Source organism: Chromobacterium sp. IRSSSOUMB001 (assembly GCF_023507765.1).
Classification (GTDB): Bacteria; Pseudomonadota; Gammaproteobacteria; order Burkholderiales; family Chromobacteriaceae; genus Chromobacterium; species Chromobacterium haemolyticum.
Window position 1 is genome coordinate 18,834 of sequence record NZ_JALCYU010000017.1, and the last position, 14,272, is coordinate 33,105.

Sequence of the window (14,272 nt, forward strand, 5' to 3'; positions counted from 1 at the left end):
GAAGTTATGGATGAAACCCGCGGTCAAACCACGTCCTCCGCTTGCAGCCATTCGGCGATCCGCTGGTCGAAAGCGGGTCTGCCGTGCTGGCGGAATTGCTCGTGCAAAGCCGGCTTGCCCGCCGCCGCGACCTTCTCCGTTGCCGCGACCGCCTGCTCGCTCGCACCGGTTTTCAACTGCATATGCGTAATGCCGCGATGGCCGTTCTGGTCGCTGACCGTCACTTCCAAAGACAGGGATCGACTCCAGCCCGCCGGCGGCGTGCCGCTGAAACGGCCGGTCTGAGGGTCGAACTTCAGCCAGGTCGGCAGCGGCTGACCATTGCTCTGACGCACCTGAATGTTCAGCACCGCGTCCGGGTTGCGGGTAATCACGGTGCCGGGCGGCAGGCTGAAGTTGAAGCCCTGCCCGGCCACCAGCGGCCTTACGCCCAGATCCGGCATCACTTGCAGCGGCGCGCCCGAGGTGCCGCCCAGATTGGAAACAAAGGGCAGACCGGCGTTGCCGCGTCCAAACGGCTCGCTGGGCGTCGGGGCGAAACGGTCCTGACCAAAGGAAACCTGAACGAGGTTGCTAGTCAAAGGCCCGACAGGGCCTTGCGGAGTCTGCGCGGGGCCATTGCCGTTGCCCACGCCGCTCACCGCGGCCAGCACGATATTGGGCGTAATGGGCGCGATGTTGATGACCGGCGCCGCGTTGGGCTGCGGCGGCGCTTCCGCCGGCGGCAGCGGCGGCAGCACCACGGTGGTGGCGGAGCTCAGTTGATAGGCCGGAGCCACCGTCTGCTGCTGGGTCACATTGCCGGCCAAATCAGCCGCCGCGCCGGACTTGAGCGCCAGCGCCACTGAGCCCGCGCCGCCCACCCCAGTCAACTGCACCACGTAGTGGCTATCGCTGATGCGGACAATATTGCCGATGCTGGCGCGAGCGCCGCCGCTGGTGATCACGCTCAGATCGCTGGCGTTCAGGCCGACGATGGGTTTGTTCAGCACTAGGTCGTAACGCAGGCTGCCGGCGGAGCTGGAAACCGGATCCAAGCGGGTGAAGGACTGCGGCGCCGGCGCGGCGGTGTCCACGGTGATGACGTAAGTTGTCGATTGACCGCTGGCGTTGCCGGCCAGATCGGTGGCGGTGGTACGAATGCTGTGATCGCCGTCCGCCAAAGCACTGCTCAGGTTGTAACTCCATGCCCCGCTGCCGTCCGCCGTCGCCGTGCCCACCGCCGTGCCGTCCACGTACACCGTCACCGTGCTATTGGCTTCCGCCGTGCCGGTGACGGTGGGACGGTTATTGCCGGTGACGCCGTCGCCGTGGTTGCTGCCGGTATCCGTCGCCGTGCTCAAGGCAACGCCGGACGGCGCGGACGGCGCGCTGGTGTCGATCACCACGTTGCAAGCGCTGGATTGGCCGCTGCTGACCCCGCCGCTGCTAACCACGGCAGTGATGGCGTGCGCGCCCGACGTCAGGCTGGAGACGAAGCTGTAGCTCCATGCTCCGCTCCCGTCCGCGGTCACTCCATCGATCAGCACGCCGTCCACATAAATCTGGACGATGCTGTTGGCGATAGCGGTGCCGGTGACCGTGGGCGTGGCGTTGCTGGTGATGCCGTCGCTATTGCTGCTGCCGGTGTCGGTGCCGCTGGTTAGGCCGGAGACGCTGGGCGGCATCAGTTGCATGGCGATGTTGCGGGTGGCGGCGGCGCTGTTCTTGGTACCGTCGTTGACGGTGAAGCTGACGGTGCGGGCGCCGGTATTGGGCGAACCGGCGGTGTCGTTGTAGGTCACCGCGCGCAAGGCCGCCTGCCATTGCGCCAAGGTAGCCGTCGCACCGCTCGACGTCAGCGTCAGCACCCCAGTGCCGGCGTTGTAACTGGCCGTGATATTGCCGAAGGCGCTGCTACTGGTGTTGCTGAAGGCAAGCACATCCTCGCCGCTGTGGAAATTGCCGGTAATCGCCACCGTGGCGCTGGCCAAAGTGGTGTTGTCCAGATCGGACACGGTCAGGCCGCCATCCACCGGCGTGGCCGCGCCGCCCACCACATAGGCGCCGGCGCTGCCGGTAGTGGTGGCGATCGGCGTTTGATCCGTGGCCGCCACCGTAACGCTGCGGGTCACCGCCGCGCTGTCCTTGCTCCCGTCGTTAACACTGAAGCTGACGGTGCGAGTGGCGGTATTGGGCGTCACCGCTGTATCGGTGTAAGTGACCGCGCGCAGCGCGGCCTGCCATTGCGCCAGCGTCGCCGTGGCGCCGCTGGAGGTCAGCGTCAGCACTCCGGTGCCGCTGTTGTAGCTGGCCGTGATATTGCCGTAGGTGCTGCTGTTGCTGTTGTTGAAAGCCAGCACATCCTCGCCGCTGTGGAAGTTGCCAGTAATGGACACTCGGGCGCTGGCCAGCGTGGTGTTGTCCAGGTCGCTGACCGTAATGCCGGTGTCCACCGCCACCGGCGTGGACGTCGTATTGTCCCCGGCGGTGAAGGCCGCGCTGCCGCCGCTCGCGGTGGCGATCGGAGTTTGATCGGTGGCGGCCACCGTCACGCTGCGAGTCACGACGCTGCTGTTCTTGCTACCGTCGTTGACCTGGAAGCTGACGGTGCGGGTGGCGGTATTGGGCGTCACAGCGCTGTCGGTGTAAGTCACCGCGCGCAAGGCCGCCTGCCATTGCGCCAGCGTCGCCGTGGCGCCGCTGGAGGTCAGCGTCAGTACTCCGGTGCCGCTGTTGTAGCTGGCGGTGATGTTGCCGAAGGTGATGGCGCTGGTGTTGGTGAAGGCCAATACGTCCTGGCCGCTCTGGAAGTTGCCGCTGATAGACACCGTGGCGCTGGACAGCGTGCTGTTGTCCAAATCGCTGACGGTGAGACCCGGGTCCACCGCCACAGGCGTGGAGGTCGTATTGTCCCCGGCGGTGAAGGCGGCGCTGCCTCCGCTGGCGGTGGCGATCGGGGTTTGATCGGTGGCGGCCACCGTCACCGTGCGCGTCACGGCGCTACTGCTGGCGTTGCCGTCGTTGACCTGAAAGCTGATGGTGCGAGTGGCGGTGTTGGGGCTTACCGCGCTGTCGGTGTAGGTTACCGCGCGCAAAGCCGCCTGCCACTGCGCCAGCGTGGCACTGCCGCCGCTGGAAGTCAGTGTCAGCACCCCGGTGCCGCTGTTGTAGCTGGCGATGATGTTGCCCATGGTACTGCCGTCGTTACTGAAAGCCAGCACGTCCTCGCCACTCTGGAAGTTGCCGGAGATGGAAACGGTGGCGCTGACCAGGGTGGGGCTGGCGCTGTCGGTGACGGTGAGACCACTGTCTATCGCCACCGGGGTGGAGGCGGTGTTGTCGCCGGCGGTGAAGGCGACGCTGCCGCCGCTGGTAGTCACTACCGGCACCACGGCGACGTTGACGGTAGAAGCCAGCGCCAGCGTGGTGGTGTCGACGCCGCCATTGCTGGTGCCGCCGTTGTCCTTGACGCTGGTCAGCGTCACCACCCGGTTGCCTGCGGTGGGGCTGCCGTTGCTGTCTCGATAGGTGATGCCGTTGACCACGCTGGCCGCGGTGCCGCCGGATATGCCGCTACTGCTGATGGATACGGTAGCGGTGCCGCCGGAGAGCGACACGGTGACGCTCAGGCCGTTGCCGCTGGTGGTGACCGAGTTACCGTTGGTCAGCGCCACATTGCTGCCGTCTATGGACAGGATTTCGCTGCTGCCGTCATGCAAACCGGACACGGTCAGGGTCAGCAGGATGATGCTCTGGCTGGATTCAATCGCGCTAACGCTGGCGCCGCTGAACACCGCCACCGCGGAGCCGCCCATGGCGAAGGTGGGGTTGCTGGCAGTGGCGCTGCCGGTGGGCGCGTCGTTGACCGCCGCCACCGCCACCGTCACATTGCTGGACCCGGTGCCCCCGCGTCCATCATTAACGCTGACATTGATGGTGCGGGTGGCGGTATTGGGATCGTTGCTGGTGTTGTTGTAAGTCAGCGCCGCCACCAGCGTGGCCACTCGCGACGGAGTGGCGTTGCTGTTGAAGGTGACAATCAGATCATGACCGCTGACACCATCGCCGTTGCTGGCGATCACCCCTATGCTCACCCCGCCCACCGTCACCACGCTGCCCACGCTTGTGCCGCTGGACAGGCTCACCGTGCCGCTGGTGTCCACGCCCAGTACATCCTGACCGCTTTGGCCGTTGGCGGAAATGTGCACGGTCAGGTTGCCGCTGTTGAAGTTGGGCGTGTCGCTATCCGTCACCGTCACAGCGGTGCCGGTGTCCAGTTTCACCGCGCCGCCTTTCTCGGTGAACGTGGGATTGTCGCCGTTGAGGTTGCCTATCACCGGCGCGGCGTCCGCCGCCACCGTCACCGTCTTGGTCACCGCGCTGCTGCTGGAATTACCATCATTGATAGCGAAGCTAATTGTGCGGGAGCTGGTGTTGGGCGACAGCGAGCTGTCGGAGTAAGTCACCGCGCGCAAGGCGGCCTGCCATTGCGCCAGCGTCGCTGTCGCCCCGCTGGACGTCAGCGTCAGCACCCCGGTGCCGCTGTTGTAGCTGGCGCTGATATTGCCCATGGTGCTGCCGTTGTTGGTGAAGGCCAGCACGTCCTCGCCGCTGTGGAAGTTGCCGGTGACGGACACGGTGGCGCTGGCCTGGGTGCTGCTGTCGGAGTCGGACAGCGTGATGCCGCTGTCCACCGTCACCGCGGTGCCGGTACCGCTGCTATAGGCGCTTGAGCCGCCGCTGGCGGTCAAGACTGGAGCGGCGTTGGATGGAGTTGGCGCGGAGAAACTGAGTGAGTCCATGCCTAAACCGACTGCCTTGCCATCCGTAGCAGTGAATCTAACCGTATCAATATTGTCCCAGCCACTACCAAAAGTCAGCGTGCCTGCGTTATAGGATCCCCCTGCATTCTTCACATAGGTGATCGCCATATTCCCCGTACCATAAGTACCGCTCGTGGTGAAATCAAAACCGGTAACCGTGATCGTGGCAGTGGTACCGGAACCTCCGTCATAACCGGTAATGGTAAATTGCTGCGCAAACGTCCCCGCTGTATCAAACGCATTGGCAACCAGGGAGTTCAGTTTGAAATTATCCGCTAAGCTCGTGGAACTGAACTGGAAGTAAGTGATAGCGACATTAGTAGAACCTGCATAGTTATTCAGGATGGCCTTCCCCTGAAAACCCGTGAAATGCTCCGCATAATAATCGTCCACGTCCACCACCTCCACTTGCCCACCCGACGAAGTAGAGTAAGTGACGCCACCCAACGACAAGCTGCTCGTTCCGTTACTCGTAGTGGAGCCACTGTCAAAATTCTGGCTAGCCGGAACCGCCAATAGGCCCTTGTAATCAAAACTCAGCGCATCCACATCGATATGGCCGCTGTTGTGCTCCAGCGTCCAGTCGCCGCCCAGCCTTGCCGCGCCGGTGGCGTCGGTGGACGCGGCCACGTCGGCCTGAGTGTAACGGGACAGCGCGCTGACGAAGGCGGCGCCGCTGCTGCCGGCGGCGATATCGCAGCCGTAGAGCAGGATGTCGCCGTTGGCGCTCAGGGCTTGACCGATGGCTTTCAGGTCCGCCTGACGGCTATCCAGCTTGGCGGTGGTCAGCTCCACGCTGCCCAACATCAGATCTCCGCTCTGTCCATGGGAAATCACGTGGATGGCGGCGTAGCCGTGATGGGTTTTGGCCCATTCCGCCATCTGGCTCAGGCCGTCCTTGCCGGCATTGAGCACCACCACTTCCATGCCGGACGGCATTTGCGCCAGCAGGCTTTGGTAATTGGCGACATTGGATTCGACAAACACCACCTGTTTGGCCGGCGCAACCGGCGCCAAGGCCGCGGCGAACTTCTCCGCCAGCCGCTCCACCGCGGCGGACCGCGGCGCGGCGGGTGCTTCCGCCGGAGCCGGGCGCTCCACGGGGTGCGGCGCGTCCGCATGCGCCGAGGCGGCGGCCGTAGCGGCCGCCGCGCCGTCGAACATCAACCTGGGCTCCAAGGCCTGCAACAGCAGGCGGGAGCGTTTGAGAACCGGTGTCTTCTTATTACTGCCTTGCGATTGCCCCGCTGATTTCCACCACCCCATCACGCTCTCCCCGATCATTTCGGCTTAAAGCACCGGTCGAACCTCGCCTATGACTGCATCCCAAAAACTGCTCAGCGGATTAGAACCTGTATCAAAGCAAAAATAAATGACAATTAAATAAATTCAAACCAGAACAACTGCGACAACGTAACAAACCTGACCGCCGGCAAGCTGACAAAAGCTGTCAACCGCAACGAAGAAGGCCCCTCTTTAAAAAATAGTTGTTCCTCACGCGAAGTAAGCTAAGTGCAAATACGTAGCACACACGATATTTGATCAACATATGCGATGTGCCGCGGCTTGCCCTCGTCCGCGCCATCCCGTATCGTTCGTCCGCCGTCCGCTCCATCCAAGGATTTATCCATGCCCGCCACCCCGCTGTACTGCGCCTGTCCCCGCCGTCTGGACGCCGCCCGCCTGCTAAGCCAGCGCTTTGCTTTGCCGCTGCTGGAGCAAAGACCGCAACAAGGCTATTGGCTGGAACTGGGCGAGGAACGACTGGAACTGCTGACCACTGGCAAGCACGGCGCGGTGTATGCGGAATTCGTCGAGGGCGCGGCCAAACATCGCCGCGAGCAGGGAGGCGGCCGCGGCCAACCGGTGGCCAAGGCCATAGGCCTGAAAGGCGCCAAGGAACTGCCCTATGTGGTGGACGCCACCGCCGGCCTGGGCCGCGATAGCTTTGTGCTGGCCGGACTGGGCTGCCGCGTCACCCTGGTGGAACGCTCGCCGGTGGCCGCCGCGCTGCTGGCCGATGCGCTAGAGCGCGCCGCCGGCCACCCGGACACCGCCGACATCGCCGCTCGCATGCAACTGGTTCACGCCAGCTCCATCGCCTGGCTGGCTGCGCTGAGCGAGGCCGAACGGCCGGATGTGGTCTTCGTCGACCCGATGTTCCCGGATACCGACAAGAAAAGCGCGGCCGCCAAAAAGGACATGCAAGCCTTTCAGCAGGTGATAGGCGACGACCAGGACAGCGCCGCGCTGCTGCAAGCCGCCATCGCCGCGGCCAAGAACCGCGTGGTGGTGAAACGGCCGCGGCTGGGCGCGGCCATCGAAGGCGTGAAGCCATCCGCGGTGCTGGACGGCAAGTCCACCCGCTTTGATCTTTACGTGATCAAGGCCTTGCATCCCGTTCAGGGCTGACGCCATCGGGCGCTTGCGCCCGCTCGTTCATCCCATAGTCCCGCAACACCGTCGCCACCCGTAGCCGGTAATCGGCGAACAAAGCCTCCCGGCCCTGCCGTTGCGCCGCGCGGTGCGGCTCCAGCCGCCGCCAGGCCGCCACCGCCTCTTCATCGCGCCAGAACGACAGCGACAGCATTTTGTCCGGCCGGTTCAGGCTGACGAACCGCTCGATGGACAGGAAACCGTCCGCCGTCGCCAACTCCCGCCCCAGATGCTCGGCCCAGCCCAGATACCCATCCCGGCCGCCCTCGGCCAGTTCCACCTCGAAAATCACCGCAATCATTCCGCACTCCCTTCCTCGTCATAGATGCGCACGCGCGCATTGGGCAGCCGGCGAAAACGCGCCGCCGCCGTCAAGGTTTTCCAATCCGGCCGCATCGCCGCCAAGGCGGCCAAGCCGCCGCGGGCAATCTCCAGCGCCAGCGCCTGGCCCGGACACGCATGCCGGCCCGCGCCGAACATCAAGCCTTCGCCCGGCCCTGCCGGGTCCAAAGCCGCAGCGGCCAGCACCACTAATAATGAAGCGCCGGCCGGCACCGTCTGGCCGCCGTGATGCCAATCCCGCGCGACGAAACGGCGGGTGTTGTGCAAGACCGGATCATGCAAGGCCAGCCAGGCCCAATCCGCCGCCGCGCCCGCCGCCAGCGGACGGCCTTGGGCCTGATGCCAGACCGCGGCGGCGAACAGGCCGGCGCCGGCGTCCAAGCTCTGGAACAACAGGCCGATCACATTCGCCGTCAGCGCCTCCTCCTCCTCCATCCACTCGCGTCGCAATACCGCCAATAGGCCGCCGGACCGAGGCAAAGCCTTGGCCACCCGAGCCTGCAACGCCTCCAAAGCCCGTTCCCCGCTCTCCAGCGCCTCGGCGTCGGCATCCGCCGCCAACGCCCGCGCCAAGCCCGCCGCCTCCGCGACCAAACCCGGCGCGTCCTCCATCGGCAACCCCAGCAAGCCCGCCAGCGTCAGCACCGGCAAACCCTGCGCCATCCGGTCCAGCAAGCCTCCATTCAATGGTTCGCGCGCCAGCCAGTCTCGCGCCAGACTTTCCGCCAGACCTCCGGCCTCCGCGCCCGCCACCGTCGCCAAGGCCCGGTTCAAGGCCGCCTTCAAGGCCGGATGGCGCGGCGCCTCGCTCATCCGCGCCCACAGACAGAAAGTCCGCGCCAAGCCGCCGTCGCCCAGTTGCGACGGCGCGGGCTGTTCCACCGGGCGCACCCGGCATGTCGCTGAAGCCAGCGCCGCCTGTACCGCCGCGTGGCCGGCGGCCACCCACAAGCCCAGGCCGGCATCAAAATACAATGGCTGTCGCTGCGCCAGATCCCGGTAATAGGGATAGGGATGGGCGTGGACCACCGCCGCCAGCGGGTCCAAGGGCCAGGCGCTCACGCCGCCGCTCCCAGATAGCGCCGCCGCGTCAGCTCGACACAGCGGGCGCGCGAACTGCCCGCCCGCTCATGCGGCGCAAACGGCGCCGCTACCGCGTCCAGCAAATCCACCGCCCACGCCAGGCGCTCCCGCTCGGCCGGCGCCAACCCGGGCCGGCGTTGACGATCCGTCAACGCGTCGATCAGCAACACCAGCGCCTCCTTCTGCGCGACCTCCCCCGGCAAGCCGGCGCGGGTGCACACCCCGTAGCTTCCGGCCAGGAAATCCCGCCACACGGCCGCCAAGTCCGGCTCCGCCTCGGCAGGAGGCAGCTCCAACGCCGCCAGCCCCTCGCGCCACGCGCTCTCAAAGCCGGCGCGCAAACGCTCCGGCTCGCCGCCCAAGGCCAGCGCCTGACCCAGCCAGCACAGCATGCCCCACGGATACCAGGCCGACTCCGCGCTCAAGGCCGCCGCGCCCATGCAGGACGAAGCCTCCCCGGCCAGCGTCAGCCGATACGACGGCCACGGCGCCGCGCCGGCCCGCTGCCAGCCACGCAAAGTGTCCAGGCTCACACCGCTGCGCGCCAACAGCTCCGGTTCCGCCAGAAAATGACGGCGCAAATAGTCCAGCAAATCCTCCACTTCCCGCTCCTTGTTCCAACTTGACGATGGGTTTATCGTAGCCGGCGGCGTCCGCCAAAGTTTCAGCCAAGGATGAACCATGCTTGCAACCCCGCACGACCGCATACCCGACATCAGCCGCCTGGCCAGCCTGCTGGCCGATCCCGGCCGCGCGCTGATGCTGCTGCTGTTGCAAGACGGCCGCCTCTACCCGGCCAGCGACCTGGCCCAGGCCGCCGGCCTGTCGCCGCAAGCGGCCAGCAACCATCTGGCCAAGCTGCTGCACGGCCAGGCGGTGCGGGTGGAACAGCGCGGCCGCCACCGCTATTACGGCCTGGCCAGCCCGGCCATCGCCCACGCGCTGGAAGCGCTGTCCGCAGCCGCCGGCGAAAGCCGGACCGCGGTGCGTCCCAAGAGCAACGCCGACATCCGTCTGGCGCGCAGCTGCTACGACCACCTGGCCGGCCGGCTGGGCATCGCCGTCGCCGACTTCCTGCAACAGCAGCAACTGCTGCAACGGCTTGAAGAGCGCGAGTTCGCGGTGACCCCGGCCGGCGCGGACTGGCTGGCGGCGCGGCTGGACATTCAACTGGCCGGCATCGCCCGCCCGCGCCGGCCGCTGGCGCGCGCCTGCCTGGACTGGAGCGAGCGCCGCGACCACATCGCCGGCAGCCTGGGCGCGGCCCTGTGTCAGGCCTTTTTGCAGCGCGGCCTGACCGAGCGCCGCAGCGACAGCCGCGCCTTGCGGATCACGCCGGCCGGTTACGCCTTCTTGAAGCAGGAATGCGGAGTGGGCAGCGAACAGCTGCGGGGGGATTGAGGGGGATTAAGGTGGGTATCGCCGGACGGCGATACCCACGCGGCGGAGGTCAGCGATTGCGCAGGCGGATGCGGCGGAAGCGCGCTTCCAGGCTGAGCCGTTGTCCCAGCGCCAGATAGAGCTGGTGTTGGCTATCCACATGACGATAGACCCGGACCCGATCGGCCCCCAGCAGCATCATGATTTCCAGATAGTTGAAGAAGCCCATCCACTGGCCGCGTCCGTCGCGGTCGTCAAAGTCGATGTCCCGCGCCACGCGGCTGAGCAGGCCTTTGCCAACGTATTCGCGGTTGTCCTTCATCCATTGCAGCAGGTGGGCCGCGCATTCGCGGCCGTAGGCGCTGTCGGCGTGGTAATCCTTACGGGGCGCGGGCATTTGCCAGTAATGCCGATAGGTGCGGCCGGGGCAGAGGCGGACGAAGGGGAGCAAGGCTTCCTGCTGCTCCAGCGAGTGCAGTTTGTAGCGGCGACGACGGGGGAAGTTTTGAGCGTGATGCATGGTGTTTCTCCTGCTGTGACACAAGATAAACCACCTGCCGAGTGAGGCTGAGGTATTAGGCAGGCGCGTGGCAGGATTGGCGTACCGGACACTGTTAACCCGGTGAGTGCATAGCACTCTCCCACCATGCGCCTGCCGAATGGCACGACCATGGAAAAGCAGCTTGCGCAGAATTCTGCGCAAGCAAGTTAACAGTGATTACGGGACGCCAATCCCGTGTGCCGCTTGTTTTGGCGGCAACGTGGGGATTGTTGCCGAGGGGGCCGGCGGGGTCAAGGTGGGGTGGTTGGTGTGGCTAGGTGTTTGGGGTTTGTATCCGCTGCGCGGATGATGATTTTCATTGCCGGGGCTGCCCGGCAGGCAGGAAGGGGAATTTGCTCGGCCAAATTCCCCTTCACCCCAAAGGCCGCCCTGCAAGCCTGGCCTACGGCTTCCCGCCGGGACCCGTCGGCAGGCTTGAAGGGACCCAGGGTGCGTCGGATACGTGGTTTATTCTTGGGATGTAGGACTTATCCACAAGAAAAAGCTGTGAAGCCAAGTTACCCACAAGCAATGATTCGCTTTGCTAAACCACCCTTCTTTTTCAAAAAAAAACCACCTCGTATAGCGACCAAGTGTCCCCTCGGGGCGCGCCGGAGAAAAAGGGGTCTGCAAGGTTTTAAGCGGCTGCTTTGTTTGAGCGATTTGACGCTAGCAAATCGCGAGTTCAGCCGCGCCTTGCAGGCCCCTTTTTCTTCGGGGTTTCGCGTCCTGGGGGACGAGGGGGGATGGAAGGGGGCGGCGGCCCGCCCCCTCCCCGTTCGCCGCGCGGAAAGCGGCACCAAAAACATCATCCGCGCAGCGGATTCAAACTAGCGAAAGCCCAGCCAGGGCTTTCACCCTATACCCCACCTCCCCTGCTACACTAAACCCCCGCCATGACCCCGGCATTCCCGCCATGCACAACGCCCCCGCCCTCATCATCATCGACATGCAACAAGGCATGAGCCGCCCCGAAGCCGGCCCGCGCAACAACCCCCAGGCCGAAGCCAATATCGCCCAACTGCTGAACGCCTGGCGCCAGGCCGGCGCGCCGCTGGTTCACGTGCGCCACATTTCCCGCACCCCCGGCTCGCCGTTCTGGCCCGGTCAGCCCGGCGTCGAATTCCAGCCGGCGCTGACCCCGCTGGCGAGCGAACACGTCATGGAAAAGAACGTGCCGGACGCCTTCGCCCACAGCGGCCTGGAACGCTGGCTGCGCGTGCGCGGCATCGAACAACTGCTCATCGTCGGCGTCAGCACCAACAACTCGGTGGAAGCCACCGCCCGCAGCGCCGGCAACCTCGGCTTCCGCACCCTGGTGGCCGCGGACGCCTGCTTCGCCTTCGACAAAGTGGACTACGCCGGCACGCCCCGCAGCGCAGATGAAGTGCACGCCATGGCGCTGGCCAATCTGGACGGCGAGTACGCCCATATCGTTCAATGCGCCGACATGCTGCGGCAACTGCAATAAACCCTGATCAGGAGCTCAACCATGCAATTCGGCTACACCATTCTCTACGTCTCCGACGTCGCCGCCTCGCTGGCCTTCTTTGAAAACGCCTTCGGCCTGAAGCGCCGCTTTCTGCACGAATCCGGCGATTACGGCGAACTGGACACCGGCGCCACCACTCTGGCGTTCGCCGCCCACCCGCTGGGCCGGATGAATCTGCCGGAAGGCTATGTGGCGGCGGACGCCTCGCCGCTGCCGCTGGGCATGGAGATTGCGCTGGTCACCGACGACGTGGCCGCCGCGCACGCCCAGGCCTTGCGCCACGGCGGCGTTGAGCTGCAAGCGCCGTCGCTCAAGCCCTGGGGCCAGACGGTGTCCCATCTACGTTGTCCGGATGGCTTGCTGTTGGAGTTGTGCTCGCCCATTTCCGCCTAAGAACCTGTTCACGATCTTTGTTAAGTACGTTGAGACGTTGCGTAGATACACTGGAAACCTCGTATTCGACGCGCCCCCACTCCCTTCAAGCCTGCCGACGGGTGGCAGGCCCGAGGTCTTAAGCGGCAGCCTGTTCGAGTAGCGCGACGTTAGCGCGCTGCGAGTTCAGCCGCGCCTCGGGTCTGGCGGGCCCTGGCGGGAAGCCGCAGGCCAGGCTTGCAGGGCGGCCTTTAGGGGACTACGTGCGAATCTTTGATTCGCTCAGTGATAGGGAGATTTGGCCGCGCAAATCTCCCTTTCCGTTTGCCGGGCGGAACCGGCCCTAAATCATCATCCGCGCAGCGGATTCAATGCTTTGGCCAATACTTCAAATCAGAAAAGATCATGAACCGGCTCTAAAACGCCAGCCCAGAACCAGCAACAGCACAGCGCCGGCCACGGCGGCCAACGCCAGTTGCGGCCACGGGCCGGAGCCGCGCAGCGGAAACAACAGCAGGCCGGCGGCGGCCAGCGGTACGGACGCCGCCAGGCCCTGGCGCGCCAGCCTTGGCAACAGGCCCTGACCCAAGCGAGCGGCGAGCAGCGCGCCGGTCAGCCATACCCCCGCCAAGGCGGCCAGCGCCAGACCCGGCAAGCCCAGCCAGCGCGGCAGCGTCAGCAGCAACGCCGCGCTCAACGCGCTGCCCGCCAGTTCCAGCAGCATCGGCCCGCGGGTATCGCCGCCGGCGTAGCAATAGCGCGCCAACAAGGCGTTCCAGGCGCCGAACACAATGCCCGGCGCGTACAACGCCAGCAGCAGCGGCAGGCTGCTCGCCGCCAGCCCGGCCGGCAGCAGCAAGGCCACCAGCGCCGGCGCGGCTCCGATCAAACCCGCCGCCGCCGGCAGGGTCAGCAGGGTGCAGGCGGCCAGGCCGCTGTCCAGCAACCGCCGCCGGTCCTCGCCCAGCGCGCCGCTCATCTTGCTCAACAGCACCTGGTTCAAGCTCATCAGCGCGATCAGCGGCAGGTTGATCAGCTTGCGCGCCAGATTGAGCAGGGTAATCGTCCCCTCCCCCAGCAGCGAGGCGGCCATACGTTCCAGCAAGCCCAAGCCCTGGCTGGCCGCGCCGCTGGCCAGCAAGGGCCACAGCTGCCGCCAGGCTTGGCCGGTCTCGCCGCGGCCGGCGCGCAGCCAGGGCCGCCAGCCCTGCCGCCAGTTGCCGGGCAGCAAGGCCGCCGCCATCAGTCCGCTGCCGGCCAGAAAACATTGCGCCAGCGCCGTCTCCGTCGCGGCCGGCCCGGCCCAATACAGGTAGGACACCGCCGGCAGATTGAACAGCAGCGAACCCAGCCCGGCCAGCAGGAAACGGCCCTGGGCTTGCAGCGGCGCCGCCAGCGCCGCCTGGGCCAGCAGGCCAGGCGCCAGCCAGGCCAGCCGGCGCAGCGCGGCGGCGGCCTGCGCCGCGTGAGCGGCGTCGACGCCGGGCGCCAGCGCCCGCGTCAGCCACGGCGCGGCCAGGCTCAACAACGCGGCCAGCCCCAGGCCAACGCCCAACCAGTGGCGCAGTTGACCAGCCAACCAGGCGCCGCGCCGCGCCGGCGTCTGCGCTTGCCACAAGGGCAGCAGCGCGGCGGACAGCAGGCCGCCGGCCAGCAGAGTGCGCAAGGCTTCCGGCAGGAACATCGCCACCAGAAAGGCGTCGCTGCGCCCGCCGGCTCCCCAGGCGGCCACCAGCAGCCACTCGCGGGCGAAACCGGCCAACAGGCCGGCCAGCGTGGCCAGGGTCAATAAGGCGGCGGGACCGAACATGGGCTCAGTGT

Annotated in this window: 10 protein-coding genes; 4 read left to right on the top strand and 6 right to left on the bottom strand. The window is 66.0% G+C overall.

Annotated elements, in window-relative coordinates; genetic code table 11:
- Positions 1–23: 23 nt before the first annotated feature.
- Positions 24–6,071 carry a DUF4347 domain-containing protein gene (locus MOV80_RS19600; protein WP_118266325.1) on the bottom strand — a complete coding sequence of 2,016 codons (6,048 nt, stop codon included), beginning with the start codon at positions 6,069–6,071 and terminating at the stop codon, positions 24–26.
- Positions 6,072–6,434: 363 nt separating this feature from the next.
- On the opposite strand from MOV80_RS19600, the gene MOV80_RS19605 reads away from it, so the two are divergent.
- The gene (locus MOV80_RS19605; RefSeq protein WP_052052118.1) at positions 6,435–7,217 is read left to right on the top strand and encodes a class I SAM-dependent methyltransferase; all 783 of its coding nucleotides are present in this window, start codon (positions 6,435–6,437) and stop codon (positions 7,215–7,217) included.
- Here the strand turns inward: MOV80_RS19605 and MOV80_RS19610 are convergent.
- Genes MOV80_RS19610 through MOV80_RS19620 form a run of 3 tightly spaced genes read right to left on the bottom strand, consistent with a single transcriptional unit; the run spans position 7,189 to position 9,268 of the window.
- A complete protein-coding gene (locus MOV80_RS19610; RefSeq protein ID WP_019101061.1) occupies positions 7,189–7,542 on the bottom strand; it encodes an antibiotic biosynthesis monooxygenase in 354 nt (117 codons plus the stop codon). The genes MOV80_RS19605 and MOV80_RS19610 overlap by 29 nt on opposite strands.
- Positions 7,539–8,645 carry a cytochrome P450 gene (locus tag MOV80_RS19615; protein WP_118266322.1) on the bottom strand — a complete coding sequence of 369 codons (1,107 nt, stop codon included), beginning with the start codon at positions 8,643–8,645 and terminating at the stop codon, positions 7,539–7,541. The genes MOV80_RS19610 and MOV80_RS19615 overlap by 4 nt, the downstream gene beginning before the upstream one ends.
- Entirely contained in the window at positions 8,642–9,268 is a 627-nt protein-coding gene (locus tag MOV80_RS19620; RefSeq protein ID WP_118266320.1) for a DUF6058 family natural product biosynthesis protein, read from the bottom strand. The genes MOV80_RS19615 and MOV80_RS19620 overlap by 4 nt, the downstream gene beginning before the upstream one ends.
- Positions 9,269–9,347: 79 nt before the next feature.
- Between MOV80_RS19620 and MOV80_RS19625 the strand changes: the two genes are divergently transcribed.
- Complete coding sequence (locus MOV80_RS19625) at positions 9,348–10,067, top strand: helix-turn-helix transcriptional regulator (RefSeq protein ID WP_249605409.1); 720 nt, start codon at positions 9,348–9,350, stop codon at positions 10,065–10,067.
- 49 nt (positions 10,068–10,116) lie between these two features.
- On the opposite strand, the gene MOV80_RS19630 is transcribed toward MOV80_RS19625, so the two are convergent.
- Positions 10,117–10,566 (bottom strand): hypothetical protein, encoded by a 450-nt coding sequence (locus MOV80_RS19630; protein WP_107731461.1) that lies wholly within the window; start codon positions 10,564–10,566, stop codon positions 10,117–10,119.
- Positions 10,567–11,503: 937 nt separating this feature from the next.
- Between MOV80_RS19630 and MOV80_RS19635 the strand changes: the two genes are divergently transcribed.
- Both MOV80_RS19635 and MOV80_RS19640 read left to right on the top strand, forming a co-directional pair.
- Positions 11,504–12,058 carry a cysteine hydrolase family protein gene (locus MOV80_RS19635; RefSeq protein ID WP_118266318.1) on the top strand — a complete coding sequence of 185 codons (555 nt, stop codon included), beginning with the start codon at positions 11,504–11,506 and terminating at the stop codon, positions 12,056–12,058.
- Between the two features lie 21 nt (positions 12,059–12,079).
- Positions 12,080–12,472 carry a VOC family protein gene (locus tag MOV80_RS19640; protein WP_118266316.1) on the top strand — a complete coding sequence of 131 codons (393 nt, stop codon included), beginning with the start codon at positions 12,080–12,082 and terminating at the stop codon, positions 12,470–12,472.
- Positions 12,473–12,854: 382 nt separating this feature from the next.
- Here MOV80_RS19640 and MOV80_RS19645 read toward each other — a convergent pair whose 3' ends face one another.
- Positions 12,855–14,261: a lipid II flippase MurJ gene (locus MOV80_RS19645; RefSeq protein WP_249605410.1), complete on the bottom strand. Its 1,407-nt coding sequence runs from the start codon at positions 14,259–14,261 to the stop codon at positions 12,855–12,857.
- Between the last annotated feature and the right edge of the window lie 11 nt (positions 14,262–14,272).

Bases quoted from the DNA above. Each gene is read 5' to 3' on its own strand.
- MOV80_RS19600 (WP_118266325.1), bottom strand. From the start codon at position 6,071: ATGGGGTGGTGGAAATCAGCGGGGCAATCGCAAGGCAGTAATAAGAAG.
- MOV80_RS19605 (WP_052052118.1), top strand. From the start codon at position 6,435: ATGCCCGCCACCCCGCTGTACTGCGCCTGTCCCCGCCGTCTGGACGCC.
- MOV80_RS19610 (WP_019101061.1), bottom strand. From the start codon at position 7,542: ATGATTGCGGTGATTTTCGAGGTGGAACTGGCCGAGGGCGGCCGGGAT.
- MOV80_RS19625 (WP_249605409.1), top strand. From the start codon at position 9,348: ATGCTTGCAACCCCGCACGACCGCATACCCGACATCAGCCGCCTGGCC.
- MOV80_RS19630 (WP_107731461.1), bottom strand. From the start codon at position 10,566: ATGCATCACGCTCAAAACTTCCCCCGTCGTCGCCGCTACAAACTGCAC.
- MOV80_RS19635 (WP_118266318.1), top strand. From the start codon at position 11,504: ATGCACAACGCCCCCGCCCTCATCATCATCGACATGCAACAAGGCATG.
- MOV80_RS19640 (WP_118266316.1), top strand. From the start codon at position 12,080: ATGCAATTCGGCTACACCATTCTCTACGTCTCCGACGTCGCCGCCTCG.
- MOV80_RS19645 (WP_249605410.1), bottom strand. From the start codon at position 14,261: ATGTTCGGTCCCGCCGCCTTATTGACCCTGGCCACGCTGGCCGGCCTG.